We start from the raw sequence: 19,635 nt of genomic DNA, 5'->3' as shown, positions 1-19,635 counted from the left end.
GCTCAGGCCGGTACTCCCGTATCCAGACCGGCACGCGAGCGGCGCATCATGAGCGCGTAGGCCGCCGCCGCGACGACCATGCCGACGGGCAGGGCGAGGTCGAGCCCGCCCAGGGCGGCGGCGACCGGGCCGGTGTACAGGGTGTTCACGCAGAGAGCGGACGCGGTGACACCTGCCGCGAGCGCGAGGGCGCCCGACCAGTTGACGCCGCCGGTGTACCAGAAGCGGCTGTTCGGGCTCTCGTCCGTAAGGGCGGGACCGTCGTACCTGTTGCGGCACAGCACGATGTCCGTGGCGTAGATGGCCATGCTGGGGCCGAGCAGGACGACGGTCAGCTGGAGGACATTGCTGACGGTGTCCAGGAAGTTGGAGACGAGCAGCGCGTACAGGGTCAGCGCCACCGAGGCGGTGCCGTCGGCGAGGACGCTGACGGAGCGGCGGATGCGGATGCCGACCGCCTGGATGGCCAGACCGGCGCTGTAGGCGGTCAGCGCGTTGATGGCGATCGTGCCGAGGACCAGCGCCAGCAGGAATACCGGGGTGAACCAGCCGGGCAGGATCTTCTCCAGCGCGGCCTGCGGGTCGGTCATGTCGACCACCGTCGCGGCGAAGACCCCCAGGGAGCAGACGATCATGCTGGGCACGAAGGCGCCGAGCGCCGTCCATCCCACGATCGCCTTCTTGGACGTCGTACGGGGCAGGTAGCGGGAGAAGTCCGCGCTGGTGGTGTACGACAGCGGGCCCGAGGCGACGAGAGTGACGCCGGCCAGGGCGGTCGCCCACACATCGATGCCGGTCAGCGGCTCCTCGGGCACGTACGAGAAGTCCGCGTGCCCGACCACGCCGACGGCAACGACGGCGAAGACGGCGGCGAGGACCAGGGTGATCGGAAGGTACAGCTTCATGATCATCGCGTGCCCGTAGACGCTGATGGTCAGCGTGAGCGCGGCGATGACCACGATGACGACGACCTTGACGCCGGTGGTCGTCGTGATGCCGGCCTTCTCGACCAGGGAGAAGGCGGCGACCGCCGCGGCGGACAGGTTCAGGGCGAAGTAAGCGACGGAGATCATCCAGCCGACGACCGCGTTGTTCACGCGGTTGCCGAGTATGCCGTACATCGCCCGGGTGACCACCTCGCTCGGCGCGCCCGCGGACGGCCCCGAGACGGCGAGGAATCCGGTGAGCGCCCAGAAGAGGTTGCCCACCACGAGTACCGCGATGGCCTGCCACACCGTCAGGCCCATGAGGATCAGGGCGCCGCCGACCACCAGGCTGAGGTAGTTGACGTTCGCCGCGGCCCAGACGGAGAAGAGTTCGCGCGCCTTGCCGTGGCGTTCCGCATCGGGAATGTGGTCGATGCCGTGGGCCTCGACACGGGCCGCCCGCTCCGGCAGCGGGCCGTCGGGCGTGCCCTGTGTGCCTGGCTGCGGGTCGGGAATCGTGGACGCCATGGAGCCCTCCGGGGTGCCGGTCATGCCCACCTGCTTGCTTATTGGTCGCACACTCAATAGCATCCGGGGTATGCCGTCAAGCGTTCAGCGGAAGCGAATTCGGAAATCCCCGGCCGACCGGCGTGCGGAAATCGTCGAAGCGGCCGCCGCCGTCGCCCTGACCGAGGGACTGGAGTGCCTCACCCTGCGACGGATCGCCGAACAGCTCGCGGTCCGGCCGGGGTTGATCAGCCACTACTTCCCCGCCGTGGAGGACCTCGTGGCCGAGGCGTTCGGCAGCGCGGCCGGCAGCGAACTCGACCGGCTCATCCCTGCGGAGCGGCCCGACGGTACGCCCACCGAGCACCTCGCCCGGTTCTTCGCACACGCGACGGGCGAGGCGTACGACAACATCAGCCGGCTCTGGATCAACGCCCGGCATCTCCGCCGTTACCGGCCCGTCCTGCGCGACCGGGTCGGCGTGCAGGAGACCGCGTGGCGCGAGCGCCTCGCCGACCTGCTGCGCGCGGGCGTCGAACGGGGGGAATTCCGCACGGACGACCCGGATGTGACGGCCATGCAGATCCTGGTGGTGATCGACGGACTGGGGGCCTACACCGGTGCCGACATCGGCAACTGTCCGCCCGAGGTGACCCTGATGGCCGTCACCACGGCAGAACGCGAACTCGGCCTCGCGAGCGGGACGTTGACGCGCGCCGCCGGCCGGCCGACCACCCCGAACTGACCAGCCCTGCAAGGAGCCGCTGTGCGTCCCCGTCTTGTCCTGCTCTCCGCCCGTCTGCTCGACCCGGTGACCGGCGCGTTCCTGCCGGACACCGCCCTCGCCGCGTCCGAGGACGGGCGGATCGCCGCCTTGGGCGACGACCGTGCGATACGCGCGCTCGCCGGGCCCTCGACGACGGTGCTCGACCTGAAGGGCGCCGTGGTGACCCCCGGCCTGGTCGACGGTCACCTCCACCCGGTGTCGGGCGCCGAACTCACCCAGGGGCTGGACCTGTCGGGCTGCGCCGATCTGGAAGCGGTACGCGAGGCGCTGGCCCGTGAGGTCCGCACGCTGGCGCCCGGCGCGTGGCTGCACGGCTGGGGCCTGGACCCGAACGTCTTCGGTGACCGCCCCGTCGAGACCGCCGCACTCGCCCCCGTACTGGACGGCGTCCCGGCCCTCCTCCTGCTCTTCGACGCCCACTCCATGCTGGCCAGCCCCCGCGCGCTCGAAATCGCCGGCGTCGACGGGCCGCGCACCTTCGCGCAGGCCGCCGAGGTCGTCTGCGATGCCGCGGGGCGGCCCACCGGACTGCTCCTGGAGGACGCCGCCTGCGAGCTCGTCGAGCGCGCGGCGCCCCGGCCGACCCGCGCGGAGCGCCGCGACCGCCTCGTCACCGCCCTGCAGGAGATGGCCGCCACCGGACTCACCGGCGGGCACGCGATGGACGCCAATGGCGACAGCCTCGCCCTGTACGCGGAACTGGACGCGGCCGCTGAACTGCCGCTGCGGCTGCGGGTCGCGCCCTGGTGCCAGCCCGGCGCCGACGACGACGCGCTGCGGGCGCTGATCGAGCAGCAGGGCACCGGCGGCCGGCTCTGGCGGACCGCGGGCGTCAAGCTCTTCATGGACGGCACCATCGACAACGGCACCGCCTGGCTGGAGCGCCCCGACTGCCACGGCGAGTCCACGCACGCCTTCTGGCCGGACCCGGCCGCGTACACCCACGCCATTGGCGAGCTGCACCGGGCCGGGGTGGCCACCGCCACCCACGCGATCGGTGACGCGGCCGTGCGGCACGTCCTCGACTCCGTCGAGAAGGCCCGCACCACGGGTGCCGGCCCGGTCCGGCACCGGGTCGAGCACATCGAGACCGTGCCCGACGACACCGTGCGCCGCTTCGCCGAGCTCGACGTCATCGCGTCCATGCAGCCCACCCACTGCTGCGACTTCACCCGCGCCGACCACACCGACAACTGGTCCCGCCGGCTCGGCGAGGAGCGTGCCGCGCGCGCCTGGCGCTGCCGCGACCTGTGGGACTTTGGCGCCACGGTCGTCCTCGGCTCGGACTGGCCGATCGCGCCGTACCCGCCGCTCACCGTCATGGCCGGGGCCCGCCACCGTCGCCCCACCCGCGACCTCACCCAGCCCGCGCACGGCCCCGGCCAGGCGCTGACCGCCCTGGAAGCCCTCCAGGCCATGACCGTCAACGCGGCCTACGCGGCGGGCGAGGAGCACGAGTCCGGCCGCCTCGCCGTCGGCCACCGCGCCGACCTCACGGCCTTCGCGGACAACCCCCTCACCACCCCGGCCGCCGACCTCGCCGACCTCCCGGTCCTCCTCACGGTCCTCGACGGCCGCCCGACCCACCGCGACGCGAGCCTCTGACACGCCCCCGCACAGCGGCCCCCGTCCCTCCTACCTCGGAGGAACGGGGGCCGTACTGCCGGCCACAGGCGAGTGGTCGACCGTTACTCCCACACCACAACATTGCGGCGGACCGGGACCGAGCCCGTGTCCTTGGCGAAGAGTTCGGGTGAGCGGGCGCGGACGCGCTCGACGTCGTCGAAGACCGCGCGGAGGTGGGTGCGCATGGCCGAGCGGGCGAGGGCGGCGTCACCGCCGAGCACCGCTTCGAAGATCTCGACATGCTGGGCGGCGAAGCCCGTCGGGGTGGCGGTGTCGTAGAGCCCGAGCCGGCGCGCCCGGTCCAGGTGCCCCTTGGCCGAGACCACGGTCGCCCAGGCGCTGCCGTGTCCGCTCAGCCGCAGCAGGGCGTGATGGAACGCCTCATCCAGCTCGAAGAAGTCCTCCAGGTCCAGGCCCGGGCGCTCCTGCTCGGCGAGATTGCGCCGCAGCTCCTCGACGAGGTCCGCGTCGAGCTCGGCCGGGAGGTCGTCCAGGGCCGCCAGCTCCACGGCCTCGCGCAGGAACTGCGCGTCGGCGACCTTGGCCGGGTCGACGCGCGAGACGAACGAGCCGACCTGCGGGAAGATCTGCACCAGGCCCTCCTGCGACAGCAGGATGAGGCTCTCCCGTACCGGCGTACGGCTCACCCCCAGAGCGGCCGCGAGCTCGTTCTCGGACAGCGCGGCGCCCGGGGGGAGTTCGAGGGTCAGAACCTTGCGGCGCAGCGTCTCGTAGACGGCGCGGCGGCTGGTTCGCTGCCGGTTCGATCGGGCCATGCGCTCATCGTATCGGGGCCCGCGGCCTTCCCCTCCACGCTGGTCGATCAGTGTTTCAAGAGACGTTTCCAAAGTATTGCGCACCTGCTCGACCAGTGCTTGTATACCAGTGCCGGTCGGCCAGTGGTCGGGCCAGGCGAGCGCCGCACCCGTCGACGCGGCGCCCCCATCCTCGAGGTCTCCGAAGGAGCAGGAACCTGTGAGCAAGATCGAGCGTGTCGAGGTGTTCGTCGCCTCGCCGGGGCGGACCTTCGTCACCCTGCGCATCACGACCTCGGACGGCGTGACCGGCCTGGGCGACGCCACGCTGAACGGCCGCGAGCTCGCCGTGGCGAGCTACCTGCGCGACCACCTCGTACCGCTGCTGATCGGCAAGGATCCGGCGCGCATCGAGGACATGTGGCAGTACCTCTACCGGGGCGCGTACTGGCGCGGCGGGCCGGTCACGATGACCGCGATCTCCGCCGTCGACACGGCGCTGTGGGACATCAAGGGCAAGGTCGCGGGCCTGCCCGTCTACCAGCTTCTCGGCGGCCGCTCGCGCGACGGCGTCATGGTCTACGCCCACGCCAGCGGCACGGACACCGCCTCCCTGATCGACGACGTCGAGCGGTTCCTCGGCCTCGGCTACAAGGCCGTGCGCGCCCAGGCCGCCGTCCCCGACGTCGGCGGTACGTACGGCGTACGCAAGGGCAAGGTCTACGAGCCGGCCGCCACCTCGCTCCCCGACGAGCAGCCCTGGGACACCGAGGCGTACCTCCGCTTCGCGCCCACCTACCTGGAGGCGGTCCGCGAGCGCTGCGGCTTCGGCTTCCACCTCCTGCACGACGTGCACCACCGGCTCACCCCGATCGAGGCGGCCCGCTTCGGCAAGCAGGTCGAGGACTGCCGGCTGTTCTGGATGGAGGACCCGACGCCGGCCGAGAACCAGGAGGCGTTCCGGCTCATCCGGCAGCACACGACGACGCCGGTCGCGGTGGGGGAGGTACTGACATCCATCTGGGATGTGCAGCGCCTGATCACCGAGCAGCTCATCGACTACGTGCGCACCAGCGTCGTGCACGCGGGCGGCATCACGCATCTGCGGCGGATCTTCGACCTGGCGGCGCTCTACCAGGTCAGGACCGGTTCGCACGGGGCAACGGACCTCTCCCCCGTCACCCTCGCCGCCGCCGTGCACCTCGACACCGCGGTCCCGAACTTCGGAATCCAGGAGTACATGGCGCACGCGGACGAGACGGCGGAGGTCTTCCGCAGCGGCGTGACCTTCGCCGACGGCATGCTCCACGCGTCGGAGGAGCCGGGGCTGGGCGTCGAGTACGACGAGAAGGCCGCCGAGCGCTTCCCCTACCAGGCCCGCTACCTCCCCGTGGCGCGGCGCCTGGACGGCTCGGTGCACGACTGGTGAGCGCCGTGACCACGCCTTCGTCGTCATCTTCGTCTTCGTCTTCGTCTTCGCTGAGCCTGGCCGCGCTCGATCGGATCGCGCCCGAGCTGCGCCCGGCCGTCGACCCCCGCGAGCTGCGCCCCCGCATCGTCCACTTCGGCCTCGGCGCCTTCCACCGCGCCCACCAGGCCGTCTACACCGAGAACGCCGCCGCACGCTCCGGTGAGCCGTGGGGCATCGCCGTCGTGGCCCCGCGCTCGGCCCGGACCGCGGCAGCACTGCGGGCCCAGGAATGCCTGTACTCGCTGACCGAGCTGCGCGCGGCGGACACCGTGACCCGGGCCGTCGGGTCGGTCGTCGAGGCGCTGGGGATGGGTCCGGACGCCGCCCGGGTCGACGCGCTGCTCGCCGACCCCGAGGTGTCCGTGGTGACCCTGACGATCACCGAGAAGGGCTACTACCGCCGACCCGACACGGGTGCGCTGGACATCGCGGCGCCGGAGATCGCCGCCGACCTCGCGGCGGCGGCCACGGGCCCGCTCAGCACCGTCGTAGGGCGGCTCGCCGCCGGGCTCGCCGCGCGGATGCGCGCGGGCGGCGCCCCGGTCACCGTCGTCTCCTGCGACAACATGGCCGCCAACGGCGCCGCGCTCGGCCGTGTCGTACGGGACTTCGTCGAGGCCGCGCCGTGGCCGGACCGGCAGGCCGTACTGGACTGGATGGCGGCCTCGGTCGCCTTCCCCTCGACCATCGTGGACCGCATCGTGCCCGCGACCACCGAAGCGGACCTGCGCGCGGCCCACTCGGCGCTCGGCGTGCACGACGCGCTGCCGGTCGTCGGCGAGCCGTACCGCCAGTGGGTACTGGAGGACTCCTTCACCGGGCTACGGCCGCCGTGGGAGCTGGACGGCGCGCTGTTCGTCCCGGACGTCGTGCCGTACCAGCTCACCAAGTTGCGGCTGCTGAACGGCGCCCACTCGGCGCTGGCCTACCTCGGCGCCGCGGCGGGATGCACGACGATCGCGGACGCGCTGGCGACCGGCTGGGGCGAGCGCCTCGTCCGTGCCCTGTGCGCCGAGGTCGCCCCGACGCTGCCCGCGGGCGGTCCCGACCCGGCGGCCTACGCGGAGGACCTGGTCGAGCGGTTCCGCAACCCCGGTGTGCGGCACCTGCTCCGGCAGATCGGCTCCGACGGGTCCCTGAAGATCCCGGAGCGGTGGCTCGACGCGCTGCGCACGCTGCGCGCCGCCGCCACCGCCACCCCGGTGCTCGAACTGGCCCTCGCGGCCTGGGCGAACGCCACCCGCCCCGCCGACGACGGCGGGCAGCTCTTCGGTACGACCGATCCCGCGGCAGCCGCCCTGGGCCGCTGCTGGCACGAGGCACCGGACGACGCGGACGCGGTCCGCCGGCTGCTGCGTGTCCTCGGCGCGGCAACCCTGGCCGGGGACAGCACGCTCGTCGCCGCCGTCGCCGCACGGCTCCCCGCGCTGCGGGCCGGCCGGATCGAGGTCTGAACGCCCGCCCCGGAACCCCGCGCCACTTCACTCCCGCACCCCCTCAGAGCAGTCGGAGAACAACGGAGTTCACCCATGACGGACACCACACAGGCGGAGCCGGACGGCACCGTCGCAAGAACGACGCGCGACCTCACCAGAGCGGCCGTCTCCGGCTGGCTCGGCACGGCCATGGAGTTCATGGACTTCCAGCTCTACTCGCTGGCGGCCGCCATCGTCTTCAACAAGATCTTCTTCCCCGATGTCAGTCCCGCGATCGGGCTGATCGCCGCCATGGCGACCTACGGGGTCGGCTACGTCGCCCGGCTCGCCGGCGCCCTGTACTTCGGGCGGATGGGCGACCGCATCGGCCGCAAGAAGGTCCTCTTCCTCACCATTTTGCTGATGGGCGCGTCGACCACGCTGATCGGCGTACTGCCGCCGTACAGCATGATCGGCATCCTCGCCCCGATCCTGCTGGTCGTCCTGCGGCTCGTCCAGGGCTTCGGCGCGGGCGCCGAGATCGCCGGGGCCACGGTCATGCTCGCCGAGTACGCGCCCGCAAAGCGCCGCGGACTGATCTCCTCCCTGGTCTCCCTCGGCACCAACTCCGGCACCCTGGCGGCCTCCGGTCTGTGGGCGGTGCTGCTCGCCGTGCTCAGCGAGGACCAACTGATCACCTGGGGCTGGCGACTGCCCTTCCTGCTGAGCTTCGCGCTCATGATCTTCGCAGTCTGGCTGCGCCGGAACCTCAAGGAGAGCCCGGTCTTCGAGGAGCGGCCCGACGTCGTGGACGGGGTGGCCATGTCCCGCACCGAGGCCGCCGCGGCGGTGGCGGACAAGGCCGTCGAGCCGGAGCGCGAGAGCGTCATCGAGGCCGGTCTGCGGCAGCGCAAGGGCAAGGCGTTCTTCCTCGCGCTCGGGCTGCGGTTCGGGCAGGCCGGCAACTCCGGCCTGGTGCAGACGTTCCTCGTCGGCTATATCGCCACCACGCTGGGCGCCGACCGGTCCGTCCCGACCGACGCCATCGTGTACGGCTCGCTGCTGGGCTTCCTCACCGTGCCGCTGGTCGGCCTGCTCGGCGACCGCTTCGGCCGCCGCCCGGTCTACCTGGCTCTCACCGTGCTGACCGTGCTCCTCGCCTTCCCGGTGATGTTCCTCATCGCCTCGGGCACCACGGCCGGGGTGACGGTCGGCATGATCGTCGGGCTCAACGTCGGCGTCCTCGGCCTCTTCTCGCTGGAGAGCGTCACGATGGCCGAACTGTTCGGCGCGCGGACCCGGTTCACCCAGCTCGCGCTGGCCAAGGAGATCGGCGGCATCCTCGCCACCGCTATCGGCCCGGTCGTCGCGGCCACCCTCACCGCCGTCACCGGAAGCTGGTGGCCGATCGCGGCGATGCTGGTCGGCTACTCGCTCATCACCCTGGTGTCCGTCGTCCTCGCCCCCGAATCGCGCGGGCGTGACCTGGTGCGTCTGGAGGACGCGATATGAAGTCGGTTGTCGTGCACGGTACCGGTGACCTCCGGGTCGACGAACGCCCGGACCCGGTACCGGGCGCGGGAGAGGTACTGCTCGCCATGGAGTGGGGCGGCATCTGCGGCTCCGACGTGGGCTACTGGAAGCACGGCGGGACCGGTACGGCCGTACTCAAGGACCCGCTGGTCCTCGGGCACGAGGTGGCCGGCCGGATCGCCGCCCTCGGCAAGGGCGTCACCGGCCTGACGGAGGGTCAGCCGGTCACCGTCCACCCGGCGACACCGGTCGGTGACGAGCCGCTGCCCGACCGGCTCGCCGGCCGCACCAACCTCCACCCCTGCGTCCGCTACTTCGGTTCGGCCGCCCTCCACCCGCACACCGACGGCGGGTTCAGCGAGTACCGCGTGGTCCGCGCCGGGCAGATCCGGCCGCTCCCGGAGAACGTGACCACCGAACACGGCGCCCTCGCCGAGCCGCTCGCGGTGGCGATGCACGCCGTGCACCGCGCCGGGGACGTACGCGGGAAGACGGTACTGGTCAACGGCGCGGGGCCGATCGGGGCCCTGGTGGTGGCCGCCGCGAAGCACCGCGGGGCCGCCACTGTGCTCGCCGCCGACCTCTCCGCCGCGTCGCTCTCCGTCGCGCGGGCCATGGGCGCGGACGAGACGGTCGACCTCAGCAGCGGCGCGGCCCTCCCGGAGGACGTCGAGCTGGTCTTCGAGGCTTCGGGCGCGGCGGCCGCACTCGGGCCGGTCCTGCACGCGACCGCGCGCGGCGGCACCGTCGTCCAGGTCGGCAACCTCCCCGGCGCGGCCGTCCCCGCGGCGCTCGGGGACCTCGTCACGCGGGAGATCACCTGGATCGGCTCGTACCGCTTCGTCGAGGAGATCGACGACGCGCTCCTCGCCATGCACCAGGGCCTGGACGTGTCGCCGGTCATCAGTCACCGCTTCGGCATCGACCGGGCGGCCGAGGCGCTGGCCGTCGCCGCCGACCGGACGAGCGGCAGCAGCAAGGTCATGCTGCGGCTGGCCGCCACACCGCCCGGCGCGGTGTGACGCGCCCGGACCGTCCTGCACCATGAAGGTGCCGGACGGTCCGGATCGAAGCGTCAGGAGGTGTGCAGCGGATGCCACCGGAAAGTACGGGACCGGGGCCGGTCCTGTCCGTGCTCGTCGGGCTCCAGGGGTCCGGGAAGACCACCTTCTACGAGCAGCACCTTGCCGCCCGGCACGCCCTGGTGAGCAAGGACCGCTTTCCCCGCTCGGCGCGGAACAAGCAGGCACGGCAGATGCGCCTGGTGGCGGAGGCGCTGGCCGCCGGACGCCCGGTGGCGGTGGACAACACCAATCCGACGCCGGAGGAGTGGGATCCGCTGATCGCCATGGGCCACGCGTACGGTGCGCCGGTGACGGCGTACTGGTTCCCCCCTGACCTCGCGGGTTCCCTGCGCCGCAACGCCGCGCGGGAGGGCCGGGCCCGCGTCCCCGACGTCGGTGTCCGCGCCACCTGGCGGCGGCTGCGCAGGCCGTCGCCGGCGGACGGGTTCGACGCCGTACTGGAGGTGCGGTTCGACGGCCAGGGCGGATTCACGGTACGGCCGGCCCGCGACAGCCGGCACCCGTGAGGCCACGCGCCGGCTCAGCGGGCCCGGCAATACTCAGCTCACCAGCCGCTCCACGAAGGCCAGCGAGCGGGTGAAGATCTCCGTCACCTGCTCGTCGGACACTCCGTACCAGCCGTGGTCAGCGCCAGGCACCGTCCACAGGTCGACCGGTGCGCCGGCCGCCTCCAGACGGGCGGCGAGGGCGTGACTGTGACCGCCCGCCACCATGGTGTCCCGATCGCCGTGCACCAGCAGGAAGGGCGGGGCATCCGCGTGGGCGTGCGTGACGGGGCTGGCCGCGCGGGCGAGGTCGGGCACGGTGGCGGGCGCCGCACCCAGGAGCGCGGCTTCGGGCGTGGCCGCGTCGTGCGGGTCCCAGCCGCCGCGCGCGGTGGTCAGATCGCTCGGGCCGTACCAGATGACGGCGCCGGCCGGGGCGGGCTGCCCCGGGGACGGGCCGGTGAGGGCGAGGAGGGAGGCGAGGTGGCCGCCGGCGGACTCGCCCCACACCACCGTCCGCGCGGTGTCGATGCCCAGCTCGCCGGCGCGCAGCGCGAGCCAGCGCAGGGCGGCGCGCAGGTCGTCCAGGAGCGCGGGGAAGTGCGCCTCGCCGGAGAGGCGGTAGTCGGCGCAGGCGACCGCGATGCCGGCGGCGGCGATGCGGGCGAAGGGGCCGGGCTCCCAGTCCCTCAGCCGCATCCCCATGTCGTCCCGCCGGCCGATGCGCCAGGCTCCGCCGTGCACGTACAGCACCAGCGGCACCGGACCGCCGGCCGGCTCTTCGGGCAGCCACAGGTCCAGCTCCAGGGGGCGAGCGCCCGCCGGTACGGCATAGGGGACGCCGCGCAGCAGCCGGACGCCGGGGGCACAGTGCGCGGCGGGCGGCAGCGGGGCGGCCTCGGGCGCGGGCGCCGCGATCAGCGCGCGCAGCGCGGCGCTCACCGGGTGCGCCACTGGTGGTCGGGCAGGAACCGGACGTCGAACTCCTGCGGTACGGTGCCGAACTTCTCGGGCGCGGGGATCACGGGCTCGTGCGGCAGACCCATCTGCTCGGCGGGCGCGCCGAGGTTCTCGAAGAACCGCTCGAAGGTGCCGCCGGGGCCTGCCGCGACGCCGACGACCTGGCTGTGGTGGCGCTCCATGCGGTAGGCGTGCGTGCAGTTCTTCGGTACGAAGCCGAAGTCGCCGGTGGTCAGCAGCTTCTCCTGCTGCTCACCCTCGGTGTCCGCCACGAACAGCCGGACGGCGCCCGCGGTGATGTAGAAGACCTCGTGGGTGTCGGCGTGCACATGGGCCGGGATGATGTCGCCCTTGGGGCCCTCGACCGTGAAGAAGTTGAAGGTGTTCTCGGTCTGCTCGCCGCCCGTGTAGATGGTGATCAGGTCGCCGAACAGGTGCGCGCGGTCGCCCTCACCCTTCTCGATGAAGTAGGGCTTGCCCGGTTCGGCGGGGATGCGCGAGGCGCGCCGGTAGCGGGTGGCGTACTCAAAGGTCATCGACTCTCCCGGAGGCGTACGGCATTCATGTCAGGCAGCCTGACATCTACTACGTCAGGTAGCCTGACATCAATGAACCTCCACCGCAACCTCCCCCAGCTCCTCGGCGAGGCCCGCACCTGGTTCGACCAGGCCCTGCTGACGGCCATGGACGACGACGGCACGCCGCCCGTCTCCCCCACCCAGCTCCAGCTCTTCGCCGTGCTGGACGAGGAGGGCACGACCGTGTCCGAGCTGGCCCGCCGGATGGGCGTCACCCGGCAGACCGCCCACCAGGCGGTGCACAGCCTGGTCGCCGCCGGCCTGCTGGAGCAGGCACCCCACCCCGGCTCCGCCCGGCAGCGGCTGATCCGCCGTACGCCGGAGGGCGCCCGCGCGCACCGCCGGGCGCTGCTCGTACTGGAGCGGCTGGAGAAGGAGCTGGCCGAGCGGATCGGCCACAGGACGGTCGACGCGCTCCGGGCCGCACTGGAAATGCCGTGGGGGGACCCGCCCTCTGCCGGGTGAGCCGAATCTCCCCGCAAGGGAGGGAATACCGGGCGAGCCCGCATTGCTGTCATATATGCGGGTATTGATGGAACTGAGTCCCCGGGCCCACCATATTGCCCGTGGGGAAGATCGTTCGGCTGAAGCCCCACGGAGCCTTTCGCCGCGAGGCGACCGTCATCAGTACCCGCACCCGAGCCGCCCCGGCCGGCCTCCCCCGACCGGTCGGGGCACACCGCTCGAGCGCCCCGTTCGCGGCGTAGGAGCCTCTGCCCGGCCTGTGCCTACAGGGGTGCGGTGGGCTGATCGGCGCGGTCCACCAGGCGGGCCAGCTCGACCCGGGACCGTACGCCCAGGGCCGCGAAGATGTTGCGCAGGTGGTGGTCGACGGTGCGGGGGCTCACCGAGAGGCGCAGCGCGATCTCGCGGTTGGTGGCGCCCTCCGCCACGCAGCGCGCGATCCGGAGCTGCTGCGGGGTGAGGCCGGCGAGCGGGGCCGGGCGGCCGGCGGACGGTGCTTCCCCCGTGGCGCGCAGTTCGGCGCGGGCCTGCTCGGTCCAGGCGCGCGCCCCGCATCCCTCGAACGCGACCAGCGCGTCCCGCAGCAGGCCCCTGGCCGGGCCGGGCCGGCGTCTGCGCCGCAGCCATTTGCCGTGCAGGAGCAGGGTCCGGGCGCGCTCGAAGTCGTTGGTGGTGTCCTCGTGGTGTGCGCGGGCGGCCTCGAAGTACGCGTCGGCCGCGGCCGCGTCCCGACCCTCGGCCCCGACTCCGGGCCCCGCTCCGGCCACTGCTCCCGCTCCGGCTCCCGCGAGCAGGGCGCGGCAGCGGGCCAGTTGGGCAGGGGCCGCGGGGTCGGCGCCGAGAGCGGCCCAGACCGCGAACTCGTCGACGGCGGTACGCGCCGCGCCGGGCGTACCCGCCTGCACCACCGCCTCGATGTAGCAGGGCACGGCCAGCATGCGTACGGCGAAGTGGCCCTGCCGGGGCCCGGGCCGCACCAGCGGGCCGAGCCGGGCGGCGGCCTCGTCCACCCGGCCGGCGCCCAGGTCGGCGCGGGCCAGGGCCCAGCGGACGAGCGTGGACACCTGGACCAGCCCGTGCGGACCGGCGACGGCGCCGGCCGCCGCCGAGTGGGCGGTCAGCGCGTCGGCGTCACCCTCGACGGAGGCCACGAGGGCGAGGATCGCGTGCTGGTGGGCCGCGATGTTGCGCTGTCCGGTGAGGTGCGCGGTACGCAGCCCTTCCTCGGCGTGGACGCGGGCCCGTGGGTGCCGCCCTGCGCGCAACTCCCCGTATGCCAGGTGCTCCAGGGCCTGCGGTACGAGCGTGGTGCGGCCCAGCGCGCGGGCGGCCGCGAGGGCGCGCGCGTTGACCCGGCAGGCCGCCGCGAGGTCGCCGACGACCAGCGCGGCGACCCCGGCCCGCAGCAGCACCTCGGGTTCCTCGGCGCGCCCGGTGCGCGCGAGCAGCCGCCGCAGCGGCCCGACGCCCGCACCGAGCCGCCCGCTGAGGACGGCGGCCATCCCGGCCCGGTAGTCGTCGAGCGTGTCAGTAGCACCGGCCTCCGCCCCTCCCCGGGCGCCGACAGTCCCGCCTCCCGGGACGCCAAGGCCAACGCCGCCTCCCCCGCCCTCCTCGATCGCCTCCACATACGCCGCCGCGTCTCCCATCGCCCAGGCCGCCTCCGTCGCCGCGAGCCGGGCGGTCAGGGAGGCGGCCGCGTCGTGGGGGCCGAGCAGGCCGGCCGCGAGGAGCAGCTCTTCGCGGGCGTCGGCGACCGGGCCGTCGCGCAACGACAGAAGTCCGTGGACGAGTTGGGCCCGGCCGCGGACCGGTGCCGCGGCGGGCAGCGCGTGGACGGGGGCGAGCAGGGCGCGCGCCCGGTCGGGCCGGCCGGCGAGGCGGGCGTGGTCGGCCGCCGCGGTCAGCCGGGTGGCACGGTCGGTGCCGTGCCCGGTGAGGCGCGCCGCGACGGCGAGGGCCACCGCGCGCTCCTCGTGGGAGACGTGCGGTCCGGCGGTCCGCGCCGCGTCGGCCAGCCGCCCGGCGAGGCAGGGATCGGGCCCCTCGGCCGCCAGGGCGCGATGCAGCAGGCCCGGCAGCCGGTCCCGGTCGGGCGCGCTCGCCGATGCCAGCAGTGCGTGGGCCGCGCGCCGCCGGGCCAGAGGTACGGCCTCGTACAGGGTCCGGCGCAGCAGCGCGCTGTCGAAGTGGATCCGCTCCCCCGCGGTGCGGACCAGGCCCGCCGTCTCGGCCGGTTCCAGGGCTGCCGTGCCGAGCCCGGCGGCCGCGGCGGCCCGCAGGACGAGGGCCGCGTCGGCGCCGGGCCCGTCGGGATGCTGTTCCTGTGCGGCCGCGGCCAGCAGCAGGAACCGGCGGGTGTCTTCGGGCAGGTCGTCGGGCAGGCCGGCCACGGCGAGCCTGCCCAACGGGCCGAGTGTCACCCGCCGGTGCGGGGGCTTCGTTCCGGGCACGGTCTTCGGTCCGGTCACGACCGTCACGTTACTGGCGCGTAAACGGTCACGGAACCCCTCCGTCCCCGGTGTCCCACGGGGCGGGATCAGGACGTGTGCGGGCAGTTGCCCCGGTACTCCTCGATCGTCGTGCTCGGCCGCGGCAGCGGGCAGAGGAACTGCTCGTAGCGGGTGTCGTTGTCGATGAACCGCTTGAGCCACGAAATGCTGTACTTCGCGATCGTGGTGTTGGAGGTGTTCGGGGTGAAGTGCGTCGCGTTGTTCAGCTCCAGGTACGCCTTGTCGAGCGAGCCGGGCAGGCTCTCGTAGAACGGCTCGGAGTGCGTCGCGACCGGCGCGATGGTGTCGCCGTCGGCGCCGACGACGAGCGTCGGGGTGGTGATCTCCGGCCAGGTCTTGTCGAGGTTCCAGCCGGTCAGCGGGATCGCAGCTTGCAGGGACGGCCGGCTCTTGGCGGCCTCCAGCGTGCCGCCGCCGCCCATCGAGTGGCCCATGACGCCGAGCCGGCTGCTGTCGATCCGGTCACGTACGGAGCTGCGCCCGGTCAAGTAGTCCAGTGCGGCGAGGAGTTGGCGCCCGCGGCTGTCGGGCTGGTCGAGCGTGGTGTTGGTGTCGATGGTGAACACGACGAAGCCCTGGGAGGCCAGCCGCGGGCCGAGCCAGGCGATGGACGACTGGTAGGCGGTGTAGCCGGGCGAGATGGCGACGGCGCCGAAGGTCCCGTCGCTGGTCGAGGTCGGGTAGTAGATGGTGCCGCCGCCGAAGCCGGTGACGCTCAGGGAGGAGACGCTGGTCTGGGAGACGGCGTACGGGCCGCGGGACGCCTCGATGCTGGAGACGGTGGGCGCGGGGCCGCGCTCGTACGGGTTGTCCGCGGCCCCGGCCGGCCCGGCCTGCGAGGTGAGCAGGGTGCCCGCGGCCAGGAGGCCGGCCAGCCCCCACCGCGTCAGCCGGGTTCTGAGCCGGCTGCTCCCCTGCCGTTCCGGACTGCGCACGGACACACTGGTGTGCTGCTGCACGACGGTTCCTCTCGGTAACGGTCACTGACGACCGCCACTCTCGTGCCGTGCAGCCCCTTCGCACATCGGCAGAATCACCGGTCTCGGCAACCGGCGGTAACCCTGGCGCGTCAGCCCAGCCGCCCCGCCCCCGCCCGGTGGCCGACGAGGCCCGGGACGGCGCGCGGGTCGTCCACCCGGGTCCGCAGGACGGGCGTCCAGCCCGCGCCGGACCGCAGGTGTTCCTCGGGGACCTCCGCGTTGTGCACGGCGATCAGATCGACCGGGCGGCCGTTGACGCGGTTGCCGGCCGCGGTGACCGGCGCGTCCTTCCACTTCTTCAGCACGCGTCCCGCGCCGGTGCCGCTGGGCAGGGTGAACGCGTTCTTCTCGGCGACCAGTTGGGACTCGATGCCGATGCCGAAGCTGTAGACGTACCGCGTGTCCGGCCCGGCCACGTAGTGATTGTTGTAGGCGTCGACCTTGCCGAAGCGGACGCGCGGTGCGCGCTCGACGACGTCGCGGAAGAGGTTGTGGTGCAGGGTGACGCGGAGCCTGCCGCGGTCGGTGGCGGCCGCGCTGTCACTGTTGCCGATCATCAGGGTCTTGTCGTGGTCGGCGAAGACGTTCCAGGAAGCGGTGACCAGGTCCGCGCCGCGCACGATGTCCAGCTCGCCGTCGTGCCGCTGGTACAGCTCGCCGTAGTACTCCGGCAGTGAGCTGTCGGGGTGGGCGCCGTCGGTGAAGGTGTTGTGGTCGAGCCAGACGTGGGTGGAGCCGGTGACCACCATGCTGTCGTACTCGGAGTTCCAGGCGCCGGTCGCGCCGTCCGTCGGGTCCCACTGCGGGAAGCAGTCCAGCGGGGACTCGGTGGTGAGATTGCGGACGATGACGTTGTCGACGTTCTCGATCTGGAGGCTGCCGCCGACGATTCCGGCGTGCTTTCCGACGCCGATGAGCGTGGTGTTCGCCGGGACGTGCGCCTTGACGGCCGCGCCCTGGTTCCGCTGCGAGGCGGCGCGCAGGTCCTCCTGCTCGCCGCTGACCGGGCGGTCGCGGCCCCACACGGCGGGGTCGTAGTCGGCGAGGTAGCGGGCGAAGTCGTAGCCGTCGGCGGCGAAGGAGGCACAGCCGCCGCCGGTCGCGTCCAGGGTGCCCTCGACCTTGATGATCCTCGGGGCGCCAGGGTCGTCGGCGAGCGCGGCCCGCAGCTCCGCCCAGGTCGTGACCGTATAGGTGTGCGCGGCGTCGGCGCCCGCGCCGCCGGTGGTGCCACCGGCCGCTGACGCCCAGCCGTCGTGCGCGGGCAGCACGTCACGGGTCTGCGGCACATCGCGGGGCGGCGCCGCGTGGGCCGGGCCGGCCGCGGTGAGGGCGAGCGCCGCGCAGCCCGCCAGTGCGAGGAGGGTGGTGCGCGTGGTCATGCTCCGTCCCCTTCCGGCCAGGTGATCCAGGACGCCGGGATGTCGTCGTCGAGGCGGCGTGTGCCGGAGGCCGCCAGCAGCCGCGTCGCCCGCAGTCCGGCCGCGACCAGGCGGGCGACGGCGATCGCGCCGGGCGGGTTGAAGTGGGTGTTGTCCTGCTCGGCCGGGGTCCAGTTGAAGTAGGTCTTCGTCTCCTCGGGGCCGAGCTTCTGCCACAGGGCGAGGGAGTGTTCCTGGATGTCGAGCAGCGGGACGTCCGCCTCGGCGGCCAGGGCCCGCATCGCGGCCGGGTAGGCACCGTGCGTGGGCAGGGCGTTGCCCCCGGCGTCGAACTTCCGGCGCTCCACGGAGGTGAGCAGCACCGGCCGCGCGCCACGTGCCCGCGCCTCCGTCACGTACTGGCGCAGGTACTCCTGGTACGTCGTCCAGGGCTCGGTGTACCGGGCGGGGTCCTCGGCCTTCTCGTCGTTGTGGCCGAACTGGACGAGGAGGAGATCGCCGGGACGGAGCTCGGCGAGGACGGCGGTCAGCCGTCCCTCGTCGATGAAGCTCTTCGAACTGCGGCCGTTGACGGCGTGGTTGGCGACCGAGATGTCGCGGTGGAGGAAGAAGGGGAGGGCCATGCCCCAGCCGGTTTCGGGTGCGGCGTCGGCGTATTTCTGGGCGGCGGTGGAGTCGCCGGCGAGGTGGAGGGTGGGCATCGGGCGGTGGTCTCCTGTGCGGGCGAGGGCGGCCGGGGCCGCGGCGAGCGCGAGCGGGAGGCCCGCGAGCGCCGCGGCCACCCGACGACGCGTGAGGGTCACTTGTTCTGCTGCTTCCACTCCGCCTGCGCCGCGTCGAGCTGGTCGGCGAGGGAGGCCAGGAAGTCCTTCGGTGTCGTCTTGCCGAGCAGCACCTTCTGGAAGGCGGGCTCGTTGTCGGCCTTGGAGAGGGTGTTCCAGTCGGGCAGGTAGTACGGCAGGTCGACGATCTTTGTGTGGTCGCTGTTCAGCGCCTCGGCACCGAGCTTGGTGGTCTCGGACTTCTGCACCCAGCCGTCCTCGGCCGCTTCGAGGTTGGACGGGATGGTGCCGGCCGACTCGCTCCATTTGCTGTTGGCCGCGTGCGAGGCGGCGAATTCGATGAACTTCCAGGCCGCCGCCTTGTTCTTGCCCGACTTGAAGAGGCCGAGACCGTCGACCGGGTTGGACACCATCACCCGGGTGCCGTCGCCCAGCGCCGGGTTGGGTATGCCGCGGAACTTCTTCGTGCCGAGCGCCTTCACATGGTCCTGGTAGGAGCCCATGTTGTGGTTGAGCATGCCGATCTCGCCGCTGTCCCACTGGGCGACCATCTTGGTGAAGTCGTTGTTGATGTCGGCGGCGGGGGTGTTCTTCTTGTAGAGCGCGACGTACTTCTCCAGCGCCGCGACGTTCTTCGGGTCGTCGACGGTGGTGTGCAGGCCGTCCTTCTCCCAGAAGCTGGTGATGCCGGACTGGCCGTACATCGCGTCCAGCGCCTGCGCGAGGGAGCCGGCGCCGCCGCGGATGGTGTAGCCGAACTTGTTGGCCCGCTTGTCGGTGAGCTTCTCGGCCGCCTCGTAGAACGCGGACCAGGTGGTGGGCGCGGGCAGCCCCGCGGCCTTGAACAGGTCGGTGCGGTAGTAGAGCACGCCGTTGGTGGCGTGCATGGGGACGGTGTAGAGCTGCTTGCCGCCCGCCGCCGAGCGGACGCTCTTCACCATGCGCGCGTTGAGCTTGCCGTCGAGCGCGCTGTCCTTCAGGCGCCCGTCCAGCGGCTCCAGGGCGTTCTGGGCGCTGATGCCGGCGAGCATCGCGGCGCCGATGCCGCCGACGTCGGGCAGGCCGCCGCCCTGAATGGCCGTGTCGTACTTGGACTGCACCTCGGTCGCGGCGATCCCGACGTAGTCGACGTCGATGTCGGGGTTCGCCTTCTCGAAGTCCTTGATGATCTCCTTCCAGACGTCGGTGCGGACGCCGCCGTTGTTGTCCCAGAAGGTGATCGTGCCCTTGCCGGAGCCCTCGGCACCGGACTCGCCCGCGACGCCGCTGCCGTCGTCGCCGCAGGCGGTGGCGGTGAGCGCGAGCGCTGCGGTGAGGGCGAGGGCCGCGGTCATCCGGGAGCGTCTGCCCCCGCGGAGGATGCTGGTCATGGTCGGCTCTTCTCT

At 72.9% G+C, this 19,635-nt stretch carries 17 protein-coding genes; 8 read left to right on the top strand and 9 right to left on the bottom strand.

The window, feature by feature from the left end:
- Positions 1 to 2: 2 nt before the first annotated feature.
- Entirely contained in the window at positions 3 to 1,454 is a 1,452-nt protein-coding gene (locus IG84_RS0108170) for a purine-cytosine permease family protein (RefSeq protein ID WP_031053180.1), read from the bottom strand.
- 70 nt (positions 1,455 to 1,524) lie between these two features.
- Here IG84_RS0108170 and IG84_RS0108165 point away from each other — a divergent pair, with 70 nt between their 5' ends.
- Positions 1,525 to 2,178: a TetR/AcrR family transcriptional regulator gene (locus IG84_RS0108165; protein WP_031053178.1), complete on the top strand. Its 654-nt coding sequence runs from the start codon at positions 1,525 to 1,527 to the stop codon at positions 2,176 to 2,178.
- A 21-nt stretch (positions 2,179 to 2,199) separates the two neighbouring features.
- Positions 2,200 to 3,825, top strand: coding sequence for an amidohydrolase (locus tag IG84_RS0108160; RefSeq protein ID WP_031053175.1), 1,626 nt, complete (start codon positions 2,200 to 2,202; stop codon positions 3,823 to 3,825).
- 83 nt (positions 3,826 to 3,908) lie between these two features.
- On the opposite strand, the gene IG84_RS0108155 is transcribed toward IG84_RS0108160, so the two are convergent.
- Positions 3,909 to 4,622 (bottom strand): GntR family transcriptional regulator, encoded by a 714-nt coding sequence (locus IG84_RS0108155; protein ID WP_030263737.1) that lies wholly within the window; start codon positions 4,620 to 4,622, stop codon positions 3,909 to 3,911.
- Positions 4,623 to 4,821: 199 nt separating this feature from the next.
- On the opposite strand from IG84_RS0108155, the gene manD reads away from it, so the two are divergent.
- The 5 genes from manD to IG84_RS0108130 all read left to right on the top strand — a co-directional run bounded on the left by manD (position 4,822) and on the right by IG84_RS0108130 (position 10,611).
- Positions 4,822 to 6,030: a D-mannonate dehydratase ManD gene (manD, locus tag IG84_RS0108150; protein ID WP_031053173.1), complete on the top strand. Its 1,209-nt coding sequence runs from the start codon at positions 4,822 to 4,824 to the stop codon at positions 6,028 to 6,030.
- A gap of 5 nt (positions 6,031 to 6,035) precedes the next feature.
- Positions 6,036 to 7,526, top strand: a complete 1,491-nt coding sequence (locus IG84_RS0108145; RefSeq protein WP_051861565.1) for a mannitol dehydrogenase family protein — start codon at positions 6,036 to 6,038, stop codon at positions 7,524 to 7,526.
- A 75-nt stretch (positions 7,527 to 7,601) separates the two neighbouring features.
- Positions 7,602 to 8,999, top strand: a complete 1,398-nt coding sequence (locus IG84_RS0108140; protein WP_031053170.1) for an MFS transporter — start codon at positions 7,602 to 7,604, stop codon at positions 8,997 to 8,999.
- Positions 8,996 to 10,042 carry an L-idonate 5-dehydrogenase gene (locus IG84_RS0108135; protein ID WP_031053168.1) on the top strand — a complete coding sequence of 349 codons (1,047 nt, stop codon included), beginning with the start codon at positions 8,996 to 8,998 and terminating at the stop codon, positions 10,040 to 10,042. The genes IG84_RS0108140 and IG84_RS0108135 overlap by 4 nt, the downstream gene beginning before the upstream one ends.
- Before the next feature lie 71 nt (positions 10,043 to 10,113).
- Positions 10,114 to 10,611, top strand: a complete 498-nt coding sequence (locus tag IG84_RS0108130; protein WP_031053166.1) for an ATP-binding protein — start codon at positions 10,114 to 10,116, stop codon at positions 10,609 to 10,611.
- Between the two features lie 33 nt (positions 10,612 to 10,644).
- Here IG84_RS0108130 and IG84_RS0108125 read toward each other — a convergent pair whose 3' ends face one another.
- Both IG84_RS0108125 and IG84_RS0108120 read right to left on the bottom strand, forming a co-directional pair.
- On the bottom strand, positions 10,645 to 11,532 hold the full coding sequence (locus tag IG84_RS0108125; RefSeq protein ID WP_037799687.1) for an alpha/beta hydrolase: 888 nt from the start codon (positions 11,530 to 11,532) through the stop codon (positions 10,645 to 10,647).
- On the bottom strand, positions 11,529 to 12,086 hold the full coding sequence (locus IG84_RS0108120; RefSeq protein ID WP_031053163.1) for a quercetin 2,3-dioxygenase: 558 nt from the start codon (positions 12,084 to 12,086) through the stop codon (positions 11,529 to 11,531). The genes IG84_RS0108125 and IG84_RS0108120 overlap by 4 nt, the downstream gene beginning before the upstream one ends.
- Positions 12,087 to 12,158: 72 nt before the next feature.
- Here IG84_RS0108120 and IG84_RS0108115 point away from each other — a divergent pair, with 72 nt between their 5' ends.
- On the top strand, positions 12,159 to 12,593 hold the full coding sequence (locus IG84_RS0108115; protein WP_031053161.1) for a MarR family winged helix-turn-helix transcriptional regulator: 435 nt from the start codon (positions 12,159 to 12,161) through the stop codon (positions 12,591 to 12,593).
- Between the two features lie 263 nt (positions 12,594 to 12,856).
- Here IG84_RS0108115 and IG84_RS0108110 read toward each other — a convergent pair whose 3' ends face one another.
- The 5 genes from IG84_RS0108110 to IG84_RS0108090 all read right to left on the bottom strand — a co-directional run bounded on the left by IG84_RS0108110 (position 12,857) and on the right by IG84_RS0108090 (position 19,620).
- Positions 12,857 to 15,064, bottom strand: coding sequence for a helix-turn-helix transcriptional regulator (locus IG84_RS0108110; protein ID WP_342668411.1), 2,208 nt, complete (start codon positions 15,062 to 15,064; stop codon positions 12,857 to 12,859).
- 68 nt (positions 15,065 to 15,132) lie between these two features.
- Positions 15,133 to 16,065 carry a bis(hydroxyethyl) terephthalate hydrolase gene (gene bdeA, locus IG84_RS0108105; protein ID WP_037799604.1) on the bottom strand — a complete coding sequence of 311 codons (933 nt, stop codon included), beginning with the start codon at positions 16,063 to 16,065 and terminating at the stop codon, positions 15,133 to 15,135.
- 110 nt (positions 16,066 to 16,175) lie between these two features.
- Positions 16,176 to 17,468, bottom strand: a complete 1,293-nt coding sequence (locus IG84_RS0108100; protein ID WP_031053154.1) for a pectate lyase family protein — start codon at positions 17,466 to 17,468, stop codon at positions 16,176 to 16,178.
- Positions 17,465 to 18,271, bottom strand: a complete 807-nt coding sequence (locus IG84_RS0108095) for a rhamnogalacturonan acetylesterase (protein WP_031053152.1) — start codon at positions 18,269 to 18,271, stop codon at positions 17,465 to 17,467. Before IG84_RS0108095 ends, IG84_RS0108100 begins: the two co-directional genes overlap by 4 nt.
- Positions 18,268 to 19,620: an ABC transporter substrate-binding protein gene (locus tag IG84_RS0108090; RefSeq protein WP_031053149.1), complete on the bottom strand. Its 1,353-nt coding sequence runs from the start codon at positions 19,618 to 19,620 to the stop codon at positions 18,268 to 18,270. The genes IG84_RS0108095 and IG84_RS0108090 overlap by 4 nt, the downstream gene beginning before the upstream one ends.
- Between the last annotated feature and the right edge of the window lie 15 nt (positions 19,621 to 19,635).

The organism is Streptomyces ochraceiscleroticus (assembly GCF_000720485.1).
GTDB classification, from domain to species: Bacteria; Actinomycetota; Actinomycetes; order Streptomycetales; family Streptomycetaceae; genus Streptomyces; species Streptomyces ochraceiscleroticus.
This window is presented reverse-complemented; position numbering and strand designations above follow the sequence as displayed.

Excerpts from the sequence above, each read along its gene's own strand:
- IG84_RS0108170 (WP_031053180.1), bottom strand. The coding sequence starts at position 1,454 with ATGGCGTCCACGATTCCCGACCCGCAGCCAGGCACACAGGGCACGCCC.
- IG84_RS0108165 (WP_031053178.1), top strand. The coding sequence starts at position 1,525 with ATGCCGTCAAGCGTTCAGCGGAAGCGAATTCGGAAATCCCCGGCCGAC.
- IG84_RS0108155 (WP_030263737.1), bottom strand. The coding sequence starts at position 4,622 with ATGGCCCGATCGAACCGGCAGCGAACCAGCCGCCGCGCCGTCTACGAG.
- IG84_RS0108140 (WP_031053170.1), top strand. The coding sequence starts at position 7,602 with ATGACGGACACCACACAGGCGGAGCCGGACGGCACCGTCGCAAGAACG.
- IG84_RS0108135 (WP_031053168.1), top strand. The coding sequence starts at position 8,996 with ATGAAGTCGGTTGTCGTGCACGGTACCGGTGACCTCCGGGTCGACGAA.
- IG84_RS0108130 (WP_031053166.1), top strand. The coding sequence starts at position 10,114 with ATGCCACCGGAAAGTACGGGACCGGGGCCGGTCCTGTCCGTGCTCGTC.
- IG84_RS0108120 (WP_031053163.1), bottom strand. The coding sequence starts at position 12,086 with ATGACCTTTGAGTACGCCACCCGCTACCGGCGCGCCTCGCGCATCCCC.
- IG84_RS0108115 (WP_031053161.1), top strand. The coding sequence starts at position 12,159 with ATGAACCTCCACCGCAACCTCCCCCAGCTCCTCGGCGAGGCCCGCACC.
- IG84_RS0108100 (WP_031053154.1), bottom strand. The coding sequence starts at position 17,468 with ATGACCACGCGCACCACCCTCCTCGCACTGGCGGGCTGCGCGGCGCTC.
- IG84_RS0108090 (WP_031053149.1), bottom strand. The coding sequence starts at position 19,620 with ATGACCAGCATCCTCCGCGGGGGCAGACGCTCCCGGATGACCGCGGCC.